This is a genomic window from Hymenobacter terricola, assembly GCF_017921975.2.
Taxonomy (GTDB): domain Bacteria; phylum Bacteroidota; class Bacteroidia; order Cytophagales; family Hymenobacteraceae; genus Hymenobacter; species Hymenobacter terricola.
Genome location: NZ_JAGEMO020000004.1, coordinates 18,101 through 39,690, shown reverse-complemented (window position 1 = coordinate 39,690; position 21,590 = coordinate 18,101). Strand labels below are relative to the sequence as shown.

Sequence of the window (21,590 nt, the reverse complement as noted above, 5' to 3'; positions counted from 1 at the left end):
TGCTCCTGTCAGAAATTGTCAGGCTCCCCTCTCCGCAGGAGAGGGGCCGGGGGTGAGGTTAATCGTTACCGGATTACCGTATTATCAAACGTCAACGCCACGTAATACAGCCCGCCGATGGTGGGGCCGGCGGCGTACTGGATGTAGCGGTTGTTCAGCAGGTTGGCGCCGCCTACTTTAATGGTGGTTTTGAGGACGGGCACGCGCAGGTTCACCTGGGCGTCCACGGTTTGGTAGGCGGGCACCTGGCCGTTGGCCAGCGGGCTTTCCCAGTAAAACGAGTCCTGGTGGCGCCACACCACGTTGAAACCCATGTTGTGCACGATTTCGCGGTTGCCGAAGCTCACGTTGGTGGCCCATCTCGGGGTGTTGAAGCCAGTGACGAAGATGTCGGACTGGCTATTGGCCGAGATGTTATTGTAGCTGGCGTTGCCGCCAATAGTGAATTTCTGGTAGAAGTTATACGTCAGGCCCAGCGTCGAGCCGTAGCTCTTGTACTTGTTCAACGCGTTGGTATAGACGCGGTATCGGTCCTGGCGGGCCGAGCGGTTGGCGTTGAGGGCGGCCAGCACGGCGTCATCGGAGCCCACGGCTACTTGCTGACCGGTGGCGTTTTTGGGCACGCTTACTTCGACCTGGCCCAGGAAACCGGAGTAGATGTTATAGTAGGCGTCGGCGTCGATGGAAAGCTTGTTGTCGAAGAGTACGCTGCGGTAGCCGACCTCGTAGGCGTTGATTTGCTCGGGCTGCTCGGTGGGCAGGTGGCCGACGGTGAGCAGGCTGCGGATTTCGGGGCGGACGGCGGCCTGGGCAGCGGTGCTGCCGGAATTGGCGGCCACGTAGGCATTCACGGCGGCGTTGAAGTTGGTGATGGACGCCAGCGTGTAGGAATTATCGAGGTAGTTCAGGCCTTCGTTCACGCGGGCCAGGCCGCCCACGCGGCGCACGTTGCCGTTGTTCACGAAGGACAGGGCTTCGAACAGCGAGGGAAAGCGCCAGCCGTTCTGGTAGGAGGCGCGGAAGTTGTGCTGCTCGGCCACGGTGTAGACGGCGGCGATGCGCGGGTTGATTTTGGGCGAAAATTCGGGGTTGTAGTCGGCCCGGAGCGAGGCGGTTAGCTTCAGCCGGTCTTGCAGCAAGAGCTTGGTAGCTTGGCCGAACACGCCGGCTTTCTTGTAGTAGAGGTTGTTGCCACCGGCCTGAATGCGCTCGGCCAGCGGGCGGCTGAAATCCACAAAGTTGTTGCCGTCGGGAATGACTTCGTAGAGGCGGGCATCGGCCCCGAGCAGCACATCGGCGAACTTGATGCGGTCGCCGAGGCTCCAGGTGCCTTCGGTGTGGTAGGTGCGGCTGCGCTGGGTGAGGGCCGCGCCGCCGGGGGTGGGCGCGCCCGGTACGTTCACGCCGCTGTCCCAGTTATTGGTGTGAATAATCTGGTTTTTCAGGTCGTTGAAGGCGGCCGTGCCGGGCTGGGCGCGGCCGGCATCGGCTACCACGCGGGCCTGCTGCATGGCGGCGGCCAGGGCCGTGCCAGCGGTGAGCCGGCTTTGCAGCTCGGTCCTGAATTTGTTGCCCCACACGGTATTGGAGCCGTTTTGCAGGTCCAGGTTCAGGGCCAGCGGGTTGAGGTTGTAAGAGTTGCCGGTGTCCTCAAGCAGCATATAGGCGCGGGCGGTGAAGTCCTTGCCTTTCAACTCGATTTTGTGGTTTTGCACGGTCACGCCGTCGAGCTGAATCTTGTTGCCGCGCTGGAACACGCCGTCCATCAGGCCGAAGCGGTAGCCGTAGCTCAGCTCCAGGTTTTCCTTCAGCTTGTAGTGCAGGCTGGCGTCGGCCTTGATGTTGCGCACGATGGGGTTGGTGAGGTCCTGCTCGTAGTAGCCGGTGCGCCGCACGTTGAAGGTTTCGTTGCGGCCGTTGTAGGGGATGGTGATGCTCACGTTGCCGCTGTTGTCGTCGCCGTAGCGGTTCCAGAGGTCGGCGGCGGGGTTGGCGGGGCCGCTCAGCTCGGGGAAGCGCGGGTTGGCCGAGGCCAGATTCTGCGGGTTCTGGTCGGTTTGGGTGTTGGCCAGCCAGTCGGTGCCGCGCATAAAGCTGCCGTTCACCTTAAAGGCAAAGCGGTTATTGACTGCCTGGGCATAGCGAATGGCCGTTTCGTTGAGCACGCTCGGGTCGCGGTCGATGCCGTCGACGTGGTTCACGCCCACTTTCTGGTACACGCTCAGGCCCTGGTAGGTGAAGGGGCTTTTGGTGGTGAGGTTGGCCATGCCGTTGATGGCGTTCATGCCGTAGAGCGCCGAGGCCGCGCCGGGCGTGATTTCCACGCTGGCAATGTCCAGCTCCGTCGGCCCGATGGCGTTGCCCAGCGGCACGCCCAGAGTGGCCGCCTGCATGTCCACGCCATCCACCAGCTGCATGAAGCGGAAGTTGTTCGGAATGTTGAAGCCCCGCGTGTTCGGCACTTTGAAGGTGAGGCTGCTGGTGGTCATCTGCACGCCTTTCACGTTTTCCAAGGCGTCGTAAAAACTCGGTGCGGGCGTTTCCTTGATGGCCCGGATATCGAGCTTTTCAATGGCCACCGGCGATTTCAGCCGGCTTTCCTCCACCCGCGAAGCCGATACCACGACTTCGTTGGTGATGATTTCGCGGGAATCCAGCGACACGGCGATGCGCCGGCTGCCCTTGGCAATTTCGATTTCCCGCGCATCGTGGCCGATGGCATTGAACACCAGCACAAACGGATATTGCAGCTTGGCTTGCAGCTCAAATTTGCCCGCAGGGTCGGTTTGGGTGCCCATCGTAGCGCCTTTCACGCTCACGCTCACGCCGGGCAGGGGTTCGTTGGTGCCTCTCTCTCGCACTTCACCACTGATGGCAATGAGCTCGGTTTGGGCAAAAGCGGCCGTCGCGCTGACCAGCAGCAGCAGTAAAAACAGCCAAAAGGTGGAGGAATAAAATTTCATCTCAAAAAATGATTGCAGGGAAGTTGTTGAAGGGACTCAGCCGGGCTTGATGGGCAGTGCCAGCGTTTGGGCCTGGTGCAGGGGCGAAGGCAGATTCAACAACAGCAGCCAATGAGGCTGTATCGGGCAATTAGCGTTGGGATGGTAAGCGTTTTCATAGCTCAGAAAGAGTGGAGTAGCCAGTAGTTTTAGACCATTTTAGGCGGTCATGCAGAGCGCAGCGAAGCCTCTCGCGGGTGGTAGTAATTCAATCGATTGGATTAGTAGTGGCACGCGGGATGCTTCGCTGCGCTCTGCATGACGGCCGTTTAATACACGTCCTCCAGGTAGCGGCGCTGCTTTTTGAGGTTATGCACGTAGGCGGCAGCATCGTCGGCCGAGAAGCCGCCTTGCTGCTGCACAATGGTGGTGAGGGCCGTTTGGATGGCGCTGGCCAGGCGCGTTTTATCGCCGCAGACGTAGAAATGTGCGCCGTTTTCGAGCCAGCCGAATACGTCGCGGGCGTTTTCGAGCAGGCGATGCTGCACGTAGAGCTTATCGGCCTGGTCGCGGGAAAAGGCCACGTCGAACTGATGCAGGCCGCCGCGCTTGAGGTGCTGCTGCCACTCGGTTTGGTAGAGGAAATCGGTGGTGAAGTGCGGGTTGCCGAACAGCAGCCAGTTGCGGCCGGCAGCGCCCAGCTCCACCCGCTCCTCCACAAAGGCGCGGAACGGGGCCACGCCCGTGCCCGCGCCCACCATGATGATGTCGGTATCGGGGTCCGTCGGCAGCTTGAAGTACTCGTTGCGCTCCACGAAAACCCGCGCCAGCCCGTCGATGCCCAGTTGTTCGGCTAAAAAGGTCGAAGCCGCGCCGCGCTTGTGGCGGCCCTGCGCGTGGTAGCGCAGCGCGCCCACGGTCAGGTGGGCTTCGTCGGGGTGGGCCAACAGGCTGGAGGCGATGGAATAGGCCCGCGACTGCAGGGGCCGGAGCACCGCAACCAGGTGCTGGGCCGATAATTCGGCCGGGTATTCGGTGAGCAAATCGGCTACATCGCGGCCGTAGAGGTAGTGTTGCAGCTGCGTGCGGTCACCATCGAGCAGCTCGCGCAGGCGGCCGTGCCGGGGGGACAGGCCCGCGTAGCGCTCCAGCACGTCGCGGGTGAGGGTGGTCAGCTCGCGGTGGCCGGTGAGGGCGGTGGCGAGGTCCAGCTCCGTCTCATCGAGCCGCACCGGCGCATCGGCGTGCAGACGGGCGGCCTGCACGACTTCGGCAACCAACTGGGCCCCATTCACGGGCAGCACGGCCAGGGAATCGCCCGGCTCGTAGCGTAGGCCCGACCCAGCCAGCGACAATTCCAGGTGGAACGTTTCTTTGGAGGAACCCCGGCCGTTGAGCTGAATTTTCTCCAGCACCGGCGCAAAAAACGGGTTGTGGCGCGAGTATTCCAGCGGTTCTTCCAACTCGATGCCGAGGGGGAAATTCACGGCCGGCCCGGCGGGCACCACTATCCGGCTCGACGGCGTGGCTTCCTGCCGAATGCCGACTTCGGCCGCAACGGAATCCAACTGCGCCCCGGCCAGCAATTCGGCCAGCACCCGCTCGGCCCACTGCCGGGCGGGCTCCTGGAAATCCACGTCGCAATCCACCCGCTCCACCAGGCGCTGGGCCCCGAGGGCGGCCAGGCGCTCATCGAATTCCTGGCCGGTCTGGCAGAATTGCAGGTAGCTGCGGTCGCCGAGGGCCAGTACGGCGTAGCGCAGCTCGGGCAATTTCGGAGCCTTGCTGCTGCCGAGGAACTGGTGCAGGTCCTCGGCCGAGATGGGCGCGTCGCCCTCGCCCTGGGTGCTCACCACCACCAGCAGGCGGCGCTCGGTTTGGAGGGTGCGGCCGGCATAGTCGTTCATGTCCTGCACCACCACATCGGTCAGGCCGCGCTGGCGGGCTAATTCGGCTGTTTGCAGGGCCACCTTTTTGCTGTTGCCGGTTTGGGAGCCGTAGAGAATGGTGAGGCGCGGCAGCTGCGGAGCGGCGCCCACCGATTTGGCAAATGATGCTGCCGGCGCCGGTGCCGATGCGCCGGCACCGGCGCGGCCATACAGGTAGCCACTCAGCCACAGCAGCTGCTGGGCGTTGAGACCGGAGGTCAGGCGTTGCAGCGTATCGTCGTCGAAGCCAGCGGGATTGGCTGAAATATTTGCGGGCGTAGGCATATCGATAGGAAAGAATTCAGGAGAAAAAAATGGGCACGGAAGGAGAGGGTTAGACTATCAGGCAGCTTTGGCATATTGCTCGCGCACCGTCAGCAGGACCGAAAAAGCAACCCGGGCCAGCGGCGCTTCTTTCACCAGCCGCACCACTTCGCCAATCACGATGACGGCCGGCGCGCCGATGCCGGCATCGGCGGCTTTGGCGGCCACATCGGCCACGGTGCCGGTCACGATGCGCTCATTTGGCAGCGTGCCGTTCTGGATGATGGCTACCGGCACCGTCGCCCCGCCAAACTGCTGAAACAAGGCGGTAATGGTCGGCAACTGATTCAATCCCATTAGAATAACCGTCGTGACCCGGGGCGTGCGGGCCGCCTGTCGGATTTCATTCGAAAGCTGCCCCTGGGCATTAGTGGCCGTAATCACCCGGAAGCCCTCGCTCAGCCCCCGGTGCGTAACCGGAATTCCGATGCTGCCCGCCGCCGCCACCGCACTGCTGATGCCCGGCACGTAAGCCGTGGCCAAGCCGTGCGCTTCGGCATAAAGCATTTCCTCGCGGCCGCGCCCAAACACGAACGGGTCGCCGCCCTTCAGGCGCACCACGTGGCCATATTGCCAGGCGTAGCGCACAATCAGCGCGTTGATTTCGTCCTGCGAATGCGCCCGCACGCCCCGGCGCTTGCCCACGAAAACAGCCAGCGCGCCGGGCCGCATATGGGCCAGCAGCTCGTCGTTCGCCAGCGCGTCGTACAGCACCACATCGGCCTCGTGCAGCGCCCGCAGGCCCTTGAGGGTAAGCAGCTCCGGGTCGCCGGGGCCGGCCCCGACGACGGTCAGGCGAGGCACGAAAGAAGGAGTGAGGCTGGACATTTTCTAGTTGTCAGTTGTCAGTTGTTGGTTGTCAGGTGTGGTTGTCAAAGTTTTGGTGTTAGCAGCAGTTTTAGAATGGACTAGCAACTGACAACCAGCAACTAACAGCTATAAGCTATTCCGTCGCGTCAATCATGCCGGCGGCCAGGGTGGCCCCGGTTTGCTCATCGAGCAGGATGAAGGCGCCCGTGGCGCGGTTCTTCTGGTAGGCGTCGGCCACCAGCGGCACGGCGGTTTTGATGCGCACCCGCACGATGTCGTTCAGGTGGGCCGATTCGGCGGCGGAGCGAAGCAGGGTTTCCACGTTGGTCTTGCTCAGCAGCGCCGATACGGAGGCTTTCACCAGGGCTGTGTGGTGCTGAAGCAGGAACTTCTGGCCCGGCTCCAGGGTGCGCTCGTCCATCCAGCAGAGCGTGGCTTCGAAGGCCCGCGTCACGTGCGGCTTGCTGCTGGCCACGATGATGGAATCGCCCCGGCTCACGTCCACATTATCGCGCAGGCGGATGATTACGCCCTGCGGCGCCACGGCCGTGTCCACTTCCTGCTGGCCCACTTCGAGGGCTTCAATCTCGGTTTCGAGGCCCGAAGGCAGCACCCGCACCTTGTCGCCCTTGCGGTACACGCCGCTCTGAATCCGGCCGGCATAGCCCCGGTAGTCCGGCAAGTCAACCTGCTGCGGCCGAATTACATACTGCACCTGGAAGCGCGGCTCGTCGGCGCTCACATCCTCGGTCACGTCGATTTGCTCCAGATGCTCCAGCAGGCTGGGACCGGCGTACCAGGCCAGCTTGTGGGAGCGCCGCACCACGTTATCGCCGTGCAGGGCGCTGAGCGGAATGGCCACCACATCAGCCACGTCGAGCTGGCGCGTCACGGTCGTATACTCGGCCACGATGGCGTCGAAAACGGCCTCGTCGTTGCCCACCAAATCCATCTTATTCACGGCCAGCACAAACTGCCTGATGCCCAGCAGCGCCGCTACCAGCGTGTGCCGGCGGGTCTGCTCAATCACGCCCAGGCGGGCATCCACCAGCACAATAGCGAGGTCGGCATTGCTCGCGCCGGTGACCATGTTGCGGGTGTACTGCACGTGGCCGGGCGCGTCGGTAATAATGAATTTGCGGCGTGGCGTGGTGAAATATTTGTGCGCCACGTCGATGGTAATGCCCTGTTCGCGCTCGGCCCGCAGGCCGTCGGTGAGCAAAGCCAAATCGATGGCGCCGTGCACGGCGGGCCGGTTTTCGATGGCTGCCAGTACATCCAAGGAAACGGAGTCGCTGTCGTACAGCAGGCGGCCAATAAGCGTGCTCTTGCCGTCGTCGACGCTGCCGCAGGTGATGAATCGGAGAAGGTCCATTTTATATAATGTGCTGATGCGGAAATATGATGAATGTGCTGATTGAAGGCCGTTTTCGATGGATTTTTACATCAAGCACACCAGCACATTTTCACATCAAAAAATTAAAAATATCCGTTGCGTTTCCGGTCTTCCATGCCAGCTTCGGAGATATTGTCGTCCAAACGAGTGGCGCCGCGCTCGCTCACTTTGGCCAGCAGCAGGTCGGCGATGATGTCGTCGATGGTCACGGCGTCGCTTTCCACGGCGGCCGTGCAGGTGGAGTCGCCCACGGTGCGGAAGCGGACCTGACGCTCCACAATTTCGTCGTCGTCGTCGAGGGTGAGGTGTTCGCTCAGGCCCAGCAGCTGGCCGCTGGGCAGCACCACGCAGGTGCGGGAATGGCCGAAATAGATGTTGGGCAGGGCAATGCTTTCGCGCTGGATGTAGCGCCACACGTCCAGCTCCGTCCAGTTCGAAATGGGGAAGACGCGCACGTTTTCGCCCCGCTGAATGCGGCCGTTGTAGATGTTCCACAGCTCGGGGCGCTGGCGCTTGGGGTCCCACTGCCCAAACTCGTCGCGGATGCTGAAGATGCGCTCCTTGGCGCGGGCCTTCTCCTCGTCGCGCCGGGCCCCGCCGATGCAGGCGTCGAACGCGAATTCCTCAATGACTTCGAGCAGCGTGTAGGTCTGGAGTGGGTTGCGGCTGGGGAATTTGCCGGTGCCGTCGCGCAGCTTCTGCTTCTTAATGGTGGCCTCCACGCTGCGCACGATGAGCTTTTCGCCCAATTCAGCCGCCAGCTGGTCGCGAAATTCCAGCACCTCGGGGAAGTTGTGGCCGGTGTCGATGTGCACCAGCGGAAACGGAAACCGACCCGGCCGAAAGGCCTTTTTAGCCAGATGCACCAGCACGATGGAATCTTTGCCGCCGGAAAACAGGAGCGAGGGCCGCTCGAACTGGCCGGCTACTTCGCGGAGGATGTGAATAGCTTCGGCTTCGAGCCGGTCGAGATAGTCGAGGGAGGGTATTGAGCTCATCAGAAGGATGAAAAAGTAGGCGGATTCAAAAGCCCGGCGGGTAGGAATCCATAAAATGACAGTGAATAAAAAGGGCCTTGGTTAGCGCTCCGCCACGATTTCAGCGGCCGTGTCGTGCAGGCCGCACTCCTTGGCGGACTGGTCTTCCCACCACCAGCGGCCGGCGCGGAAGTCCTCGCCCGCCGCGATGGCCCTTGTGCACGGCGCGCAGCCAATGCTCACAAACCCTTGCAGATGCAGCGGGTTGAAAGGAATGCTGTGCTCGTGCACGAAATCCCAGCAGTCGTCCCAGGTCCAGTTGAAGAGCGGGTGCACTTTCACCAGCTGGTGGCTGGCGTCCCACTCGGCGGGGTGCATCTCCTGGCGGTTGGCCGACTGCTCGGCCCGGATGCCCGTGAGCCAGGCCTGCTGGCCGGCCAGGGCCCGCGCCAGCGGCTCCACTTTGCGGATACCGCAGCACTCCTTGCGGGCTGCCACACTGTCGTAGAAGCTGTTGGGTCCCTTAGTGCGGAGTAGCAGCTCTACACTTTCCTGACGCGGGAAATAGGTGGCAATGGGCCGCTCGTACTTCAGCAGGGTCTTGTTCCAGGTCGAATAGGTTTCCTGGAAATTGCGGCCCGTATCCAGCGTGAATACCTTGATGGGCAGGTTGTGCGTGAAAATCAGGTGGCTGATAATCTGGTCTTCGAGCCCGAAGGAGGTCGAGAAAATGGCTTTTCCGGGGAAGGTTTCGGCCACGAGGGCCAGGGTTTCGAGGGCGGTGCGCCCCGCCACCTGCTGGCGCAGGTCCGTGACCAGCGCCTCCGATGCGACTTGCATGATGCAAAAAGGATGTGGCTTTCCCTGGGTGGGAGTGGGGAAACGCCAGATGGAGGGGGCGCCCGGTGCCCGAAACCTGTTCGGGCGGACGCGGGCAGACTATGCCGGAAATAGTCGGAAATGGGCGCAGCCAAAGCGCGCTGAATTCAGCGCTTTGGAGCTACGAAACCGGCCGGAAGGGGAGAGGAACTAGCTCAACAACCCGTTGCCGACGTCATCATACAGACGGGCAGGCACTGCATACAACAACACGCTTGCAACGAAGCAAAGGCGGTGGTACGGAGTAAGCGGGGGGTGTTGGAAGTTTCCACGGCAACTTGTTTTTATATGTCCAGGACTTGGCACCGTTTCAGTGATTAGCTGAGGGTTGCCGGCGTTTCGTCGAGCCTGTCTCTCCACGCCTCTGTATAAAAACAATCCTTTTTTGGAAGAATTGATGGCTCAAAGATAAATGCCAAAATTTTGTAATTGCAAATGACACCCTGAAACAGGTGGCAAAAATTCGGGTTGCGGCCAGTCCGCCCGGTGCCGCTGCTACCTTTGTTCCACTGTCGGTGCACCCAGCCGCCGCTGCTTCATTCTGTGGTTAGACCCAAAAAACACCTTGGCCAGCACTTCCTGGCCGACCCCAACATTGCCCGCAACATTGTGGCGGCCCTGCGCCTGCCCGACGGCGTGCAGCAAGTCCTCGAAATCGGCCCTGGCATGGGCGTGCTGACCCAATACCTACTCGAAAACCCCGCTTACCAAACCAGTGTGGTGGAGATTGATACGGAGTCGGTGGCCTACCTGAAAAAGCATTATCCGGCGTTGGAAAGCCGCATTTACGCCACCGATTTCCTGAAGCAGAACCTGGCCACGATGTTCCCGGACCAGCCGCTGGCCATCATCGGGAATTTTCCCTACAACATCAGCAGTCAGATATTTTTTGCGGTGCTCAACAACCGCCAGCAGGTGCGCGAAGTGGTGGGCATGATTCAGAAAGAAGTGGCCCAGCGCCTGGCCGAGCCGCCCGGCTCCAAGACCTACGGCATCCTGAGCGTGCTGCTCCAGGCCTACTACAAAATCGAGTATTTGTTCACCGTGCCGCCGCACGTTTTCCTGCCGCCGCCCAAAGTCGAGTCGGCCGTGGTGCGCCTCACCCGCAACGAAACCTTCCGGCTGGACTGTGACGAAAAGCTGTTTTTCCGGGTCGTAAAGCAGGCGTTCCAAACCCGCCGCAAGACGCTGCGCAACGCCCTGAAACCCTTCGGAATGCCCGCTGAAGCCACCACCGACCCCATTTTCGACAAGCGGGCCGAGCAGTTGGGCGTGGCCGAATTCGTGGGCCTCACGCAGCGCGTGGCCCAGCACAATGCCGGTTTGGGCGTAGAACTGCCCGACTTGGATTTGAGCGACATTTCAGAATAAGCGCGGACTAAACCTCCTGATTACGCGTCTGGTCGAGCGCTTGGCAATGGGATTGGGGTGTGCCTTCTTCCTCACGGGATGTTTTTGGTTTGATGAAAATAACCAGCATCTTATGGTCGGCAAACATTTCGCTGAGACATCGACGGACACCAGAACCGTTTTGTATTTCAAAGGCTTATCGGGTGAAAACAATGTACCATTGATTGAAAACGTCAGCGCAATTGGAGTAGATTCCGGGCATCGGGCGGTGCGGGAGGAAGCGCAGTATTACCTGTTTGTGCAGCGTGCGGCCACTGATGCGGTAGCCAGAAAAACAACCATAGGCCCGGTGGATGCCCGCACGTTTCGGCTGAAACGGCAGCAACCTAATGGCGATACTATCTTACGACTTTCGACAGAATTTTAAATCCATGAGTCATTGCCTCATTATTGACGAAATGCATCCGTCACTGCTGCCAATGCTGACGGACATCGGCGTCAGCGCCGACTACCGGCCCAACCTGACCGCCGCCGAAGTCCCAGCCGCCCTGGCCGCCTTTCCCTACGAAGGCCTGATGGTGCGCAGCAAGCTGCGCGTGACGGCCGACTTACTGGCCCAGGGGCCGCAGCTGTGCTACGTGGCTCGCGCCGGCGCCGGCACCGACAACATCGACGAGCCCGCGATGGCGGCCGCCGGCGTGACTCTGCTCAACGCCCCCGAGGGCAACCGCGACGCCGTGGGCGAATACGCCGTGGGGCTGCTGCTGGCCCTGCTGCGCAACATTGCCCGGGCCGATATGGAAGTGCGCCAGGGCCAGTGGCAGCGCGAGGCCAACCGGGGCGAGGAAATTGGCGGCAAAACCATTGGCTTGCTGGGCTACGGGCACATGGCGCGGGCCTTTGCGCGGCGGCTCAGCGCCTTTGGCTGCACCGTGCTGGCGCATGATAAGGACCCGGCCGTGGTGGCCGATGCTAGCGCTGCCTTAGTGAGTCTGCCCGAATTGCAGGCCCGCACTGAGGTATTGAGCCTGCACATTCCGTACTCGCCGGCCAACCATCATTTCGTGAATGAGGCACTGTTGTCCGGTTTTGCTAAGCCTGTTTGGGTGATGAATACAGCCCGTGGCGAGGTGCTGGACCACGCCGCCCTGGTGCGAGGGCTGCAAGCGGGCGCGGTGCGCGGCGCGGCGCTCGACGTGCTCGATAACGAAAAGTTAAACAGCCTCACGGCCGGCCAGCAAGCCGCGTTCAACTTCCTGAGCAGCGCGCCGAACGTGGTGCTTTCGCCGCATATCGGGGGCTGGACGCACCAGAGCTACGTTCGTATTAATGAAGTGCTGGTGGAGAAGATTCGGGCCTTTCGAGCGTAGCAGCAGGGCGAGGCGGCGGGCGGCTAATTCGTTTTGCGTATCTTTGCAGCGAACCTAAGGAGGGAGAACGGTTGGCATTGCCAGCCGTTCTCCTTGCTTTTTAGCCAAACCGTCAAGCATCTACTCTTATGGCCACCACGATAAATTATTACACCCCCGAGGGCCTGCAAAAACTAAAAGACGACCTCCAGGACCTCAAGGTCCGGGGCCGGGCCAAAGCGGCCGAGGACTTGCGTGAAGCCCGCGACAAAGGCGACCTAAGCGAAAACGCCGAATACGACGCCGCCAAGGACGCCCAGGGCCTCCTGGAGCTGAAAATTTCCAAGCTCGAAGAGGTGGTGGGCAATGCCCGCGTCATCGACGAAACCAACATGGACTTCACCAAGGTGCTCATCATGAGCAAGGTGAAGCTCAAAAACCTGAAAAATAACATGGTGCTCGACTACACGCTCGTAGCCGAGGAAGAAGCCAACCTGGCCGCCGGCAAAATCTCCGTGAAGTCGCCGATTGGCAAGGGTCTGCTGGGCAAATCGGCTGGTGACCTGGCCGAAATCACGGTGCCGGCCGGCAAGCTGCAGTTCGAGATTCTGGAGATTTCGCGGTAGCTTTTAGTTGTCAGTTGCTCGTTGTCAGTTGCTCGTTGTCAGTTGCTCGTTGTCAGTTGCTCGTTGTCAGTTGCTCGTTGTCAGTTGTTAGGGCAGTGCCGTGAGGTGCTGCCCTACTTGTTTTTTGGCGGTTGCGTGGCTTTGAGTGACTGGTTCTCGTTTACTTGCGTCGGTTGGCCAGCAACTGACAACGAATACTTAACAACTAACGCCCCATGCCTTCGATTTTCTCCCGCATCGTTTCCGGCGAGCTGCCGGCGTACAAAGTGGCCGAGGATGGCCGCCACCTGGCTTTTCTCGACATCACGCCGCTGGTGGAAGGCCACACGCTGGTAATTCCGAAACAGGAAATTGACTACATTTTTGATATGCCGGCCGATGAGCTGGCGGCGCTGCATGTTTTTTCGCAGCGCGTGGCCAAGGCCGTGCAGGCGGCCGTGCCGTGCAAGCGCATTGGCGTGGCCGTGATTGGGTTGGAAGTGCCGCATGCCCACATTCACCTCATCCCGATGAACAAGGTGGCGGATATGAACTTCGCCAACCCCAAAATCAAAGTGGCCGAGGCGCGAATGCAGGAGCTGGCCGCCGCCATCGCCGCCAAAGTGGACGGCGGCAGCGGGCTGACCGAGGCCAAGGCCGCCGGAACGGCCGCCAGAACGGCCGCCGGGGCCGCCGTGCCGCCGGAGCTGCAAAAACTGGTGGCCGGCCTGCACTTCATGAGTGAATCGGACGCGCCGCTGGAAGCCGTGGCCTACGCCGCGCCCGGCGGTGCGCTGGCCACCACCGCGCTGCTCCAGCTACTGGGCGAGCCCGACGGGGCCAAAGTAGAAACCGTGGAACTGACGCAGTTCCTGCGCAATCACACGGCCGATGACGGCGTGCTGAATGACGTGGCGCTTTCCAATCGCTACAAGGCCCTGCAAATGTTTATGAAGCAGGACCTTGATGGCACGCAGGTGTACCGCGTGGGCAGCGGTCCGCAACTCCACGCCTACGCGCTGGGCCGCGCAATGGACGGGACGCTGACTGGCTTCAAAACGGTGCTGACGGAAACCTGAGAATATGAGAATATGAAAACACCAGAGGATATTCGATTACTTGCTCAATTGCGACTTGATGAGGCGCAGGTGTTGGTGACAAACGGCCGTATTGATGGAGCTTTTTACTTAGCTGGCTATGGCGTTGAGCTTGCACTCAAAGCTAAGATTGCTGAACGCCTTGGTTTACCTTGGCTGTTTGACGAGAAAGGCACAGATAAAAATGACGAATTCCTTGGGCTGCGAGATTTGCGTAATTTAGTGAAAACCCACAAACTGATTTTGTTATTGGCTGTGAGTGGCCTCAAACCTGCTTATGACCAAAGGAAGCAGAACGAAATAGGTTTTTTGAAATATAAACAATTGCTTGAGAGCTGGAATGAAGGTTTGCGATACCAATTGCCAGAGCCGGTTAATGTTGTTGACGTACAAAGCTTTTTGAATTTCTTAACGGGGCCCAACGGGTTTTTACAATGGATAGAGACGAATTAAAAAAGCGCCTACATAAGTTCGAGGAATTAGGTTATGCAGGCAACCTCAAGTTCCGCATTGCGCGGTTGGATGAGGATGATTCTGGTTTCGGAAATGGTACCTACATCGTTCGCATTTTTGCGCCATGGTCAGTTGGTAAATCTTTCGATGAAATAATGGACCCTTTGTTGGAGCTATTATGGCAGACTACTGACCCCGAAACAAGAGGAGCTATTTCCTCGCTGCGTGTTAGCCCGCACGAAGCCGATACGGAGGTTTTTGCTAAATCAGAAGGCTTACACAGCTAGATTTTAGCAGCACAATAAATAACAATGTTCGCTATCTGAAACGTACTACACTTCAAACTGCTCCTTACCTGAACTCAATTCATAGGCAGTGCAACATAGCCCGTTTCCACGTTCCTAGGCGCATCTGCGGGTTCGAGGGCCAGCACTTACAGAAGATTCCAGTGCTGTCGGAGGTGGCAAGTACGTTTGGGAAGCAAGCCAGTTTTAGGCAGTTAAACCGAGGTAAGCCCTTGCGTTTAAGCAAGGAGAACGTTCTTATTATAACTATTCAAGTGATTGTGCACAAGCAATGTGGTTGCGACCCTAATTGGGTCGACGTGCGTCAAAGCAGTGCCTATTTAGTTGTGCTCAACTAATTTGTGACGACACGCAACTTCAACTGGTGGCTGGCGGTCAGGCAGAAACGTGGGGACGTTCCCACGGATTATGCCTTCCCTGTCCGATGAAAAAACTGTATGCTTTCCTGTTGTTCAGCCTGGGACTAAACGCCTGCCAGCAGCAGCCGGCCCCGCTGGCTAGCGACCAAGTGAATGTCCTGGTGGGCAATGCCGGCTACGTGGCCGCCTATGGCCACGAACCCACGGCCGCGACCAACGACGACGTGCGGGTGCAGGCGCACCTGGCGTATGCGGAGCGCTGGTTGCGGCAGCACCCGGCCGCCGGCCTTGGCCCCGCGCTGGCCCAACGGCGCACGCAGGTGCTGGATTTGCTGCACCGCTACTGGGTGGCGGGCGTATTCCCGCGCAACTACGACTACCCCGGCGAGCGGCGCGCCTGCTTCATCGACCGCGCCGGGCGGCTGTGCGCCGTGGGCTATCTGGTGGCCGAAACGGCGGGGCGGCCCGTGGCCGAACGCATCAATAAAGTGCACCAGTATGACCTTATTGCCGATATGAGCACGCCCGCATTGGCGGAATGGGTCCGGACTTCGGGCCTGACCAAAGCCGAATGCGCGCTCATTCAGCCCACCTATGGCTCCTCGACGCCGACCGTTACTTCGGAGCCAGTTCCCACGAGCTACGCGGTGGGCTCGGCGGTGTGGAGCGGGGTGAACGTGATGCTGGGTGCCGCCAACGCCAGCCGGTTTAACCGGCCGGAAGCGGGCCGGGGCGCGGCGTATGCGGGCGTGTTGAGCGGTACCGCACAAATAGTGCTGGGCGCACTGCGGATGCCGGCCGATGAGCCGGGCGGGGGGCTATACATCGGCTGGAACCCACCAGCGGGCAAATCTTACGCGCAGGAGCGCACGGTGTCAACCTTGAACATTGGGGTGGGCGCAGCCACGGTGGCGCTGAGTGCGTGGAACCTGCTGAGCCATCATAAAGCCGGGCTAAAGCACACGGCGGTGGGCGTGGTGAGCTTCCCGGGCCGGGCCGGGGGCGCGGGGCTGGCGCTCACGCGGCGGTTTTAAGCCAAGTACAAAGCCTGCGCTACTGGGCCCGGCCGCTGTCGACCAGCTTTTGCAGGCGGGCCTGGGTGGCGGTGGGCAGCGCGCTGAGCAAATCCAGCCCGGTGGCGGCTTCGATTTTATCGATGGAAGTGAGGTACTTCTTCCAATCGGGGTCGATGCCGTTGTCGTTGGGCGTGTCTACGGCCAGCACGCGCACGGTGGGGTCGGTGCTGAGGCGCTGGAGGTCGTTGCGGCCTTCGGGCAGGATGACCATGACTTTCCAGATGCGGGCGGGCACGGTCACGCGGTTTTGGTCGAGGGCGGTGGCGAAGCCGTTGGCGCCGGTACCGCCGCGGCCGTAGCTGCCCATGATGACGTAGATTTCCTGGCCGCGCTGGATTTGGGAACGGCCGTATTCTTCGAGGTGAGCCCAGGTTTGCTGGTTGTTGTGCGGGGCCTGGGGCACCATGTTGGTCATGAGAAAGGTGGCGGCGTTGGCGTCGAGGTCGGCGGTGCGGTCGCCGCTGGGGCAGTTGTGGCCTTTGTCGAAGCCGGAGCGGGCGTAGCTGGCGGGCGTCACCTGGTAGAACTGCCGGGGCAGGGCGGCATCGGGGCGAAAGTTGTTCTGGCGCGGGGCCTGGCCGAGGCTGGCGCGGCCAACGTGCCAGCTCACCCACGTTGGGATGCCGCGCGTGGCGTTGTAGCCCACCGTGTATTCGGGGTGCACCAACAGGTAGTTGGTGGCGTTGGCGGGGTCGGAAGTGGCCCCGCTGGGGTTGCCGAGGGCGAGGTTGCCATCGGCGGTGGCGGCGTCCGGGCCAACGGGGGTGGTGGGCTGGGCGGGCGCGGGCGGCTGGCCGGTTTGGGGCGGCTGGGGCTGGTTCCGGTTTTCGAAGTAGCCGCCCGTGACGCCCTTGCCGGTGGCCACGGCGGGGCCGGTGGCGGTTTCGAGGGTGATGTCATCGAAATCGAGCCGGTTTTTGGGGCCGCTGGTTTTGCGGATTTCCAGGCGCAGGGGCTCATTGGCGGTGCCGGCAAACACATGGGGCACGAGCGTGGGGCCGCTGGTTGTGACGGGTGCGCCGGTGCGGGCGAAGGTGCGGCCCCCGTCGCGGCTCAGCCACAGCTCCCAGGTGCTGGGGCCGTCCTGGCCATAGGCCGCGGCGCTGATGGTGATGCGCTGCACCCCGGCCACCGCATCAAACTGCATGGTGATGCGGCCCAGGTTGCGCAGGCGGGCGGCGTGCTGGCCGGACTTGTGGTCCTGCGGGCTGCTGCCGATAAGGGCATCCTGAAAATGCCAGGGGCCGGTGGCCAGCGGCTCGTCGGCCTCTTCGTAGGCCCCTTTGCTGCCGGCCTCGAATGTTTCGGGGAATGGGCTGGGGGCGGGCACCTGCGAGCTGCGGGCGCGGGAGGTTTGGGAAGAAGTTGCCGTTTCGGTGGGCTGCTGGGAGCAGGCCAGGAGGGCAAACGCGGCGGCAAAGGGAATGAGGCGAAGCATGGGGCGAAGATAAAAGGCGGCGTGCTGGGAGCGGGGTTTTGGCCGCATCCGCATCGACACAGGACGTTCTGAATCGGTTAAAGCAAGAAAAGCCCCGCTGGAATTACCAGCGGGGCTTTTTGATGGAAATGGGTGCTTACCTACAGCACCACCGAGGACTTGAGCATGGGGAAGCCGCGCTGGTGCCAGTAGGGGTAGATGGGCGGGGTGGCGCTGGCGGCATCGAGACGGGCCACTTGCCCGGGGGTGAGGTTCCAGCCCACGGCCCCCAGGTTTTGGCGGAGCTGCTCCTCGTTGCGGGCCCCGAATACGAGGCTGGTGACGGTGGGGCGCTGCAAGAGCCAGTTGAGGGCCACTTGAGGGACGGTTTTCCCGGTTTCGGCGGCAAGCTGGTCGAGCACGTCAATGATGCCGAACAGGTATTCGTCGGGCACGTCGGGGCCCTGGCCGCCGCCTTGCTGGAGGCGGCTTTCGGGCGGAGCGGGCTGGCCCCGGCGGATTTTGCCGCTGAGCCGGCCGCTGGCCAGGGGACTCCAGATGATGGCCCCCACGCCCTGGTCCTGGCCGAGCGGCATCAGCTCCCACTCGTACTCGCGGTTGATGAGCGAGTAATACACCTGGTGGCCCACGTAGCGCGCCCAGCCGTGGCGCTCCGACACGGAAAGCGACTTCATGAGGTGCCAGCCGGAAAAGTTGGAGCAGGCGATGTAGCGGACTTTGCCGCTCTGCACCAGGTCGTCGAGGGTGCGGAGGGCTTCATCGACGGGGGTGCGGGCGTCGAAGCCGTGGAGGTGGTAGATGTCGATGTGGTCGGTGCCGAGGCGGCGCAGGCTGTCGTCGCACTCCTTGAGCAAGTGCTGGCGGGAGGACCCGAAATCGTTCGGGCCGTCGCCCATCGGGAAAGTGGCTTTGGTCGAAATCAGTACCTCGTTGCGACGGCCCTCGAGGGCTTTGCCGAGAATTTCTTCGGCCCGGCCGCGCGAGTACACGTTGGCCGTATCGAAGAGGTTGACGCCGGCTTCGAGGCAGATGTCGATGAGGCGGCGGGCTTCGGCCACGTCGGTATTGCCCCAGGCTTTGAAGAATTCGTTGCCGCCCCCGAAAGTGGCGGTGCCGAAGCTGAGAACGGGGATTTGGAGGCCGGAGGCCCCTAATTGACGGTATTCCATAGAAATGTTATGATGGCGCGGGGTCGTACCCGGTAGGGCTGTGCCCGCTCCTTTTATGCCTGGCGGTCGCCGCCAGTGAAGGCCAGCATCCAGCCGGGGTATTCGGGGGTGAGCTTGCTTACTTCGTCGAGCTGCTGGAGCTCTTCGGGCGTGAACTGGACGTCGACGGCTCTGAGGTTGTCTTCGAGCTGGTCCATTTTCTTGGCTCCGATGATGACAGTGCTCACCACTTTCTGGTGCAGCAGCCAGGCCAGGGCCAGCGAGGCCACGGTGCTGCCTTTGGCATCGGCCAGGGGCTTTAGCTGGTCGATGATATCGAAAGCCAGGTCTTTGTTGACGGGCGGGAAGTCGAAGCCGCTGCGGCGGCCTTCGCCCCGCTGGTTTTCGCGGGTGTATTTGCCGCTGAGGAAGCCGCCGGCCAGGGGGCTCCACACCATGAGGCCCACCTGCTGGTCGAGGAGCAGGGGCACTAGCTCGCGCTCCAGGTCGCGGCCAGCGATGGTGTAGTAGGCTTGCAGCGACACGTAGCGGGCCAGGTGCTCGTAGTGCGAAATATCGAGGGCTTTCGTCAGCTGCCAGGCGGCCACGTTGCTGGCCCCAAGGTAGCGGACTTTGCCGGAGCGCACGAGGTCGTCGAGGGCGCGCAGGGTTTCATCGAGGGGGGTGAGGGGGTCGAAGGAGTGGGTCTGGTAGAGGTCGATGTAATCGGTGTTGAGGCGCTTGAGGCTGGCTTCTACCTGGGCCATGATGTGCTTGCGGGTGAGGCCGGAATCGTTGGGGCCGTCGCCCATTTTGCCGCGCACTTTGGTGGCCAGCACGAGGTCGTCGCGCTTGAGGCCGAGGTTGCGGATGGCCTGGCCGGTCATTTCTTCCGACGCGCCTTCGGAGTACACGTTGGCCGTGTCGATGAAGTTGATGCCCGCCTCCACGGCGCGCTTGGTGAGGGCATCGGCGCCGGCCTGGTCGACACCGCTGATGGCGGCGAAGCGGCCGGGGTTGGTGCCGAAGGTCATGGTGCCGAGGCAGAGCTCGGAAACTTTGAGGCCAGTGCGGCCCAGCAGGTTGTATTTCATGCTTGAAGAGCGGAGGTGAGGGGGGGTAACGAGGGGAAGGGAGGGATTGTTGGGCGGTGGGTTCACCTCACCCCCGGCCCCCAGCGCCGTAATGTTCAGGCGGGTTGGCCTGGCGCCAGTGCTCACCGGCCGCGCCGGCCAGGGGCCTTCTTCGGGGTAGCGGGCTCGCCGGGTAACAGTCCTTCGGCGCGCAAGGCGTCGCGCAGGCCGTGCAGGGTCGGGAATTCCTGGCGCAGCTCCAGGGCCAGGCGGAGCACGGGCTCGGTGAGGCGGGGGGCTTCGCCGCGCACGGTGGCCAGCCAGCGGCCGATGCGCTCATACAGGAAGTGGCCGCGCTTGGCGTTGGCGCGGCCGTTGAGGTAGGCGCGGGTGCGGGTTTCCAGCTCCAGCATGAGGGGCGTGGGGGCCTGGGCCGCCAGGCGCAGCAGGGCCATCTCGGTGTGGTAGGGCGGGCTGATGGCCAGCCATTCCAGGCCCAGCACAAAGTCCTGAAGGGCGGCGGTATCGGCGGTGCGGACCAGCAGCTCGGCAGCGAAGGCCACGCTGCCGCGCCGGGCCTGGGCGGCGGCCACGGCGGCCTGCACGAAGGCGGCCAGGGCGGCGGGCGTGAGCAGCGGGCGCAGGCGCTCAAAGTCTTCGAGGCTGGCGTTGGCCAGGGTGCGGTGGCGCAGGGCGGCGCGGTAGAGGTCGGGGGCCTGAGCGGCGGTGAAAGTGGCCAGGACGAAGTTGCCAAACTGGTCAGGCCAGGTGGTGAAGGCCGTGGTGGCGGCGCGGAGCAGGGCGGGCCGCTCGGCGCGGGTGGCGTAGAAGTTCAGGAGCTGCTGGGCTACGGCGGCATCAGTGGGCAGCAGGCTTTCGGCGGCTTCGGCCCAGGCGGCGTCGTTGGGCCGGGTTTGGGCACTTTGCAGGGCCAGGCGGGCCAGGGTGTCGGGAGTAAAGTCGGCTTTTTTTAGCGCCGTCGGCAGCAGGTCCACGGCGGTGGGGTCGGCGGCCAGGGCCAGAACCAGGGGCTGCCAGCTGGCTTCAAAATCGGGCCACCGGGCGGGCGGGTTGGCCAGGTACTGGCCCAGCCAGTTGAGGGCGGCTTTGAGCTCGGCGGGCGGAAGCACGGCCGCCAGCAGCCCGGCGGGCCAGCCGGCGGCCGTGAGGTCGGCGTGCCACTGCCGCAGCACGTCGGTGCCGTAGTGCCCGAAGGAGCCGTAGTCGTCGCTGGCCGGCTCCTCAATCTGGTAGATGGCCGCGCTGGCCGTGGTCCAGTAGCGCAGGGCATCGGTGAGCTGCCCGCCCCGCGCCAGGGCCAGCAGCTCGGCCACGAACGGAGCCAGGGCTTCCCGCAGGGCCGCTTCCACGGCTTCGGCGAGGCCGTCGCCTTCGTCCTCCTCATAGTAGCTTTCGCTATTCTCGTAGAATTCCTCGTCGAATTCCAATACCTCCAGCGTCTCGGCGAGGCGGGTGGGCAGGCTGGCCAGCAGGGCCTCGCCGGACACGGCCGGGGGCTGGCGGCCGAAGCCCAGGAACTGGCGGGCCAGGTCGTCGCTCTTGGCCAGCGCCTGCTTGAGGAAGCGCAGCTTGTCGCCTTTTTTGCGGTTGGCCCAGGCGGCCTGCACAGCGGCGGCCAGCTCGCTGGCGGCGGCCGGTTTGGCGGGGGTAGCCGGGGCCAGGTTGGTGCCGTAGGCATCGAGCACGGCCAGGCCCAGCGCCACTTCGTGCTTGCAGATGCCGCCGAACTCATAGGGGCAGTTGCACTCGAATTCGGGGCCGGCCGCCGCCAGCCGCAGCGCCACGCGGTAGCCCCGGCTGCCCCGCACGGTGGCCCGGAAGGTGTCTTCCTCGCGGCGCAGCCGGGTCACGTTGCCTTCGTCGTAGTAGTCTTCGCCGCGCTCGAAGCTGCTGGCATTGGCGAGGTGGCGCAGGGTTTGACGGGTGAACATGGGACAGAATGGATGGATGACGGGGTTAGGGTGAAAAAGCCCGTCATGCGGCAACAGGACGTCCTGAAACCTGAACGTCATGCACACCTGGCTTCGGCTGCGCGGACGCCAGGTGTGCATGACGTTAAA

Annotated in this window: 18 protein-coding genes and 1 riboswitch; of the genes, 8 read left to right on the top strand and 10 right to left on the bottom strand. The window is 62.4% G+C overall.

The window, feature by feature from the left end:
* Positions 1–65 precede the first annotated feature (65 nt).
* From J4G38_RS05220 to J4G38_RS05195, 6 genes are all read right to left on the bottom strand, one after another.
* Positions 66–2,963 (bottom strand): TonB-dependent receptor, encoded by a 2,898-nt coding sequence (locus J4G38_RS05220; RefSeq protein ID WP_210516298.1) that lies wholly within the window; start codon positions 2,961–2,963, stop codon positions 66–68.
* Between the two features lie 308 nt (positions 2,964–3,271).
* Positions 3,272–5,155 carry an assimilatory sulfite reductase (NADPH) flavoprotein subunit gene (locus tag J4G38_RS05215; protein WP_210516299.1) on the bottom strand — a complete coding sequence of 628 codons (1,884 nt, stop codon included), beginning with the start codon at positions 5,153–5,155 and terminating at the stop codon, positions 3,272–3,274.
* 57 nt (positions 5,156–5,212) lie between these two features.
* Positions 5,213–6,022 carry a uroporphyrinogen-III C-methyltransferase gene (cobA, locus tag J4G38_RS05210; RefSeq protein WP_210516300.1) on the bottom strand — a complete coding sequence of 270 codons (810 nt, stop codon included), beginning with the start codon at positions 6,020–6,022 and terminating at the stop codon, positions 5,213–5,215.
* A 115-nt stretch (positions 6,023–6,137) separates the two neighbouring features.
* Positions 6,138–7,379: a sulfate adenylyltransferase subunit 1 gene (locus J4G38_RS05205; protein WP_210516301.1), complete on the bottom strand. Its 1,242-nt coding sequence runs from the start codon at positions 7,377–7,379 to the stop codon at positions 6,138–6,140.
* A 104-nt stretch (positions 7,380–7,483) separates the two neighbouring features.
* Positions 7,484–8,398 (bottom strand): sulfate adenylyltransferase subunit CysD, encoded by a 915-nt coding sequence (cysD, locus tag J4G38_RS05200; protein ID WP_210516302.1) that lies wholly within the window; start codon positions 8,396–8,398, stop codon positions 7,484–7,486.
* Between the two features lie 81 nt (positions 8,399–8,479).
* The gene (locus J4G38_RS05195) at positions 8,480–9,217 is read right to left on the bottom strand and encodes a phosphoadenylyl-sulfate reductase (RefSeq protein ID WP_210516303.1); all 738 of its coding nucleotides are present in this window, start codon (positions 9,215–9,217) and stop codon (positions 8,480–8,482) included.
* 320 nt (positions 9,218–9,537) lie between these two features.
* Positions 9,538–9,631: riboswitch (SAM riboswitch) on the bottom strand.
* A 168-nt stretch (positions 9,632–9,799) separates the two neighbouring features.
* Between J4G38_RS05195 and rsmA the strand changes: the two genes are divergently transcribed.
* From rsmA to J4G38_RS05150, 8 genes are all read left to right on the top strand, one after another.
* The gene (gene rsmA, locus J4G38_RS05190) at positions 9,800–10,627 is read left to right on the top strand and encodes a 16S rRNA (adenine(1518)-N(6)/adenine(1519)-N(6))-dimethyltransferase RsmA (protein WP_317198180.1); all 828 of its coding nucleotides are present in this window, start codon (positions 9,800–9,802) and stop codon (positions 10,625–10,627) included.
* A gap of 40 nt (positions 10,628–10,667) precedes the next feature.
* A complete protein-coding gene (locus J4G38_RS05185; RefSeq protein WP_210516304.1) occupies positions 10,668–11,033 on the top strand; it encodes a hypothetical protein in 366 nt (121 codons plus the stop codon).
* A 4-nt stretch (positions 11,034–11,037) separates the two neighbouring features.
* A complete protein-coding gene (locus tag J4G38_RS05180) occupies positions 11,038–11,976 on the top strand; it encodes an NAD(P)-dependent oxidoreductase (RefSeq protein ID WP_210516305.1) in 939 nt (312 codons plus the stop codon).
* A 128-nt stretch (positions 11,977–12,104) separates the two neighbouring features.
* A complete protein-coding gene (gene greA, locus J4G38_RS05175) occupies positions 12,105–12,581 on the top strand; it encodes a transcription elongation factor GreA (RefSeq protein WP_210516307.1) in 477 nt (158 codons plus the stop codon).
* 215 nt (positions 12,582–12,796) lie between these two features.
* Positions 12,797–13,639, top strand: coding sequence for a nuclease A inhibitor family protein (locus J4G38_RS28915; protein ID WP_210516309.1), 843 nt, complete (start codon positions 12,797–12,799; stop codon positions 13,637–13,639).
* A gap of 12 nt (positions 13,640–13,651) precedes the next feature.
* A complete protein-coding gene (locus J4G38_RS05160) occupies positions 13,652–14,110 on the top strand; it encodes a hypothetical protein (RefSeq protein WP_210516311.1) in 459 nt (152 codons plus the stop codon).
* On the top strand, positions 14,092–14,397 hold the full coding sequence (locus tag J4G38_RS05155; protein WP_210516313.1) for a hypothetical protein: 306 nt from the start codon (positions 14,092–14,094) through the stop codon (positions 14,395–14,397). The genes J4G38_RS05160 and J4G38_RS05155 overlap by 19 nt, the downstream gene beginning before the upstream one ends.
* 442 nt (positions 14,398–14,839) lie before the next feature.
* On the top strand, positions 14,840–15,808 hold the full coding sequence (locus tag J4G38_RS05150; RefSeq protein ID WP_210516315.1) for a hypothetical protein: 969 nt from the start codon (positions 14,840–14,842) through the stop codon (positions 15,806–15,808).
* A 19-nt stretch (positions 15,809–15,827) separates the two neighbouring features.
* Here the strand turns inward: J4G38_RS05150 and J4G38_RS28560 are convergent, their stop codons facing one another.
* The 4 genes from J4G38_RS28560 to J4G38_RS05125 all read right to left on the bottom strand — a co-directional run bounded on the left by J4G38_RS28560 (position 15,828) and on the right by J4G38_RS05125 (position 21,461).
* A complete protein-coding gene (locus tag J4G38_RS28560; protein ID WP_262905924.1) occupies positions 15,828–17,288 on the bottom strand; it encodes a DNA/RNA non-specific endonuclease in 1,461 nt (486 codons plus the stop codon).
* Positions 17,289–17,428: 140 nt separating this feature from the next.
* Entirely contained in the window at positions 17,429–18,457 is a 1,029-nt protein-coding gene (locus J4G38_RS05135; RefSeq protein ID WP_210516317.1) for an aldo/keto reductase, read from the bottom strand.
* A gap of 53 nt (positions 18,458–18,510) precedes the next feature.
* Positions 18,511–19,530, bottom strand: a complete 1,020-nt coding sequence (locus tag J4G38_RS05130) for an aldo/keto reductase (protein WP_210516319.1) — start codon at positions 19,528–19,530, stop codon at positions 18,511–18,513.
* Between the two features lie 122 nt (positions 19,531–19,652).
* Complete coding sequence (locus J4G38_RS05125; protein ID WP_210516321.1) at positions 19,653–21,461, bottom strand: SWIM zinc finger family protein; 1,809 nt, start codon at positions 21,459–21,461, stop codon at positions 19,653–19,655.
* Between the last annotated feature and the right edge of the window lie 129 nt (positions 21,462–21,590).

Excerpts from the sequence above, each read along its gene's own strand:
- J4G38_RS05220 (WP_210516298.1), bottom strand. The coding sequence starts at position 2,963 with ATGAAATTTTATTCCTCCACCTTTTGGCTGTTTTTACTGCTGCTGCTG.
- J4G38_RS05215 (WP_210516299.1), bottom strand. The coding sequence starts at position 5,155 with ATGCCTACGCCCGCAAATATTTCAGCCAATCCCGCTGGCTTCGACGAC.
- cobA (WP_210516300.1), bottom strand. The coding sequence starts at position 6,022 with ATGTCCAGCCTCACTCCTTCTTTCGTGCCTCGCCTGACCGTCGTCGGG.
- J4G38_RS05205 (WP_210516301.1), bottom strand. The coding sequence starts at position 7,379 with ATGGACCTTCTCCGATTCATCACCTGCGGCAGCGTCGACGACGGCAAG.
- cysD (WP_210516302.1), bottom strand. The coding sequence starts at position 8,398 with ATGAGCTCAATACCCTCCCTCGACTATCTCGACCGGCTCGAAGCCGAA.
- J4G38_RS05195 (WP_210516303.1), bottom strand. The coding sequence starts at position 9,217 with ATGCAAGTCGCATCGGAGGCGCTGGTCACGGACCTGCGCCAGCAGGTG.
- J4G38_RS05180 (WP_210516305.1), top strand. The coding sequence starts at position 11,038 with ATGAGTCATTGCCTCATTATTGACGAAATGCATCCGTCACTGCTGCCA.
- greA (WP_210516307.1), top strand. The coding sequence starts at position 12,105 with ATGGCCACCACGATAAATTATTACACCCCCGAGGGCCTGCAAAAACTA.
- J4G38_RS28915 (WP_210516309.1), top strand. The coding sequence starts at position 12,797 with ATGCCTTCGATTTTCTCCCGCATCGTTTCCGGCGAGCTGCCGGCGTAC.
- J4G38_RS05160 (WP_210516311.1), top strand. The coding sequence starts at position 13,652 with ATGAAAACACCAGAGGATATTCGATTACTTGCTCAATTGCGACTTGAT.
- J4G38_RS05155 (WP_210516313.1), top strand. The coding sequence starts at position 14,092 with ATGGATAGAGACGAATTAAAAAAGCGCCTACATAAGTTCGAGGAATTA.
- J4G38_RS05150 (WP_210516315.1), top strand. The coding sequence starts at position 14,840 with ATGAAAAAACTGTATGCTTTCCTGTTGTTCAGCCTGGGACTAAACGCC.
- J4G38_RS28560 (WP_262905924.1), bottom strand. The coding sequence starts at position 17,288 with ATGCTTCGCCTCATTCCCTTTGCCGCCGCGTTTGCCCTCCTGGCCTGC.
- J4G38_RS05135 (WP_210516317.1), bottom strand. The coding sequence starts at position 18,457 with ATGGAATACCGTCAATTAGGGGCCTCCGGCCTCCAAATCCCCGTTCTC.
- J4G38_RS05130 (WP_210516319.1), bottom strand. The coding sequence starts at position 19,530 with ATGAAATACAACCTGCTGGGCCGCACTGGCCTCAAAGTTTCCGAGCTC.
- J4G38_RS05125 (WP_210516321.1), bottom strand. The coding sequence starts at position 21,461 with ATGTTCACCCGTCAAACCCTGCGCCACCTCGCCAATGCCAGCAGCTTC.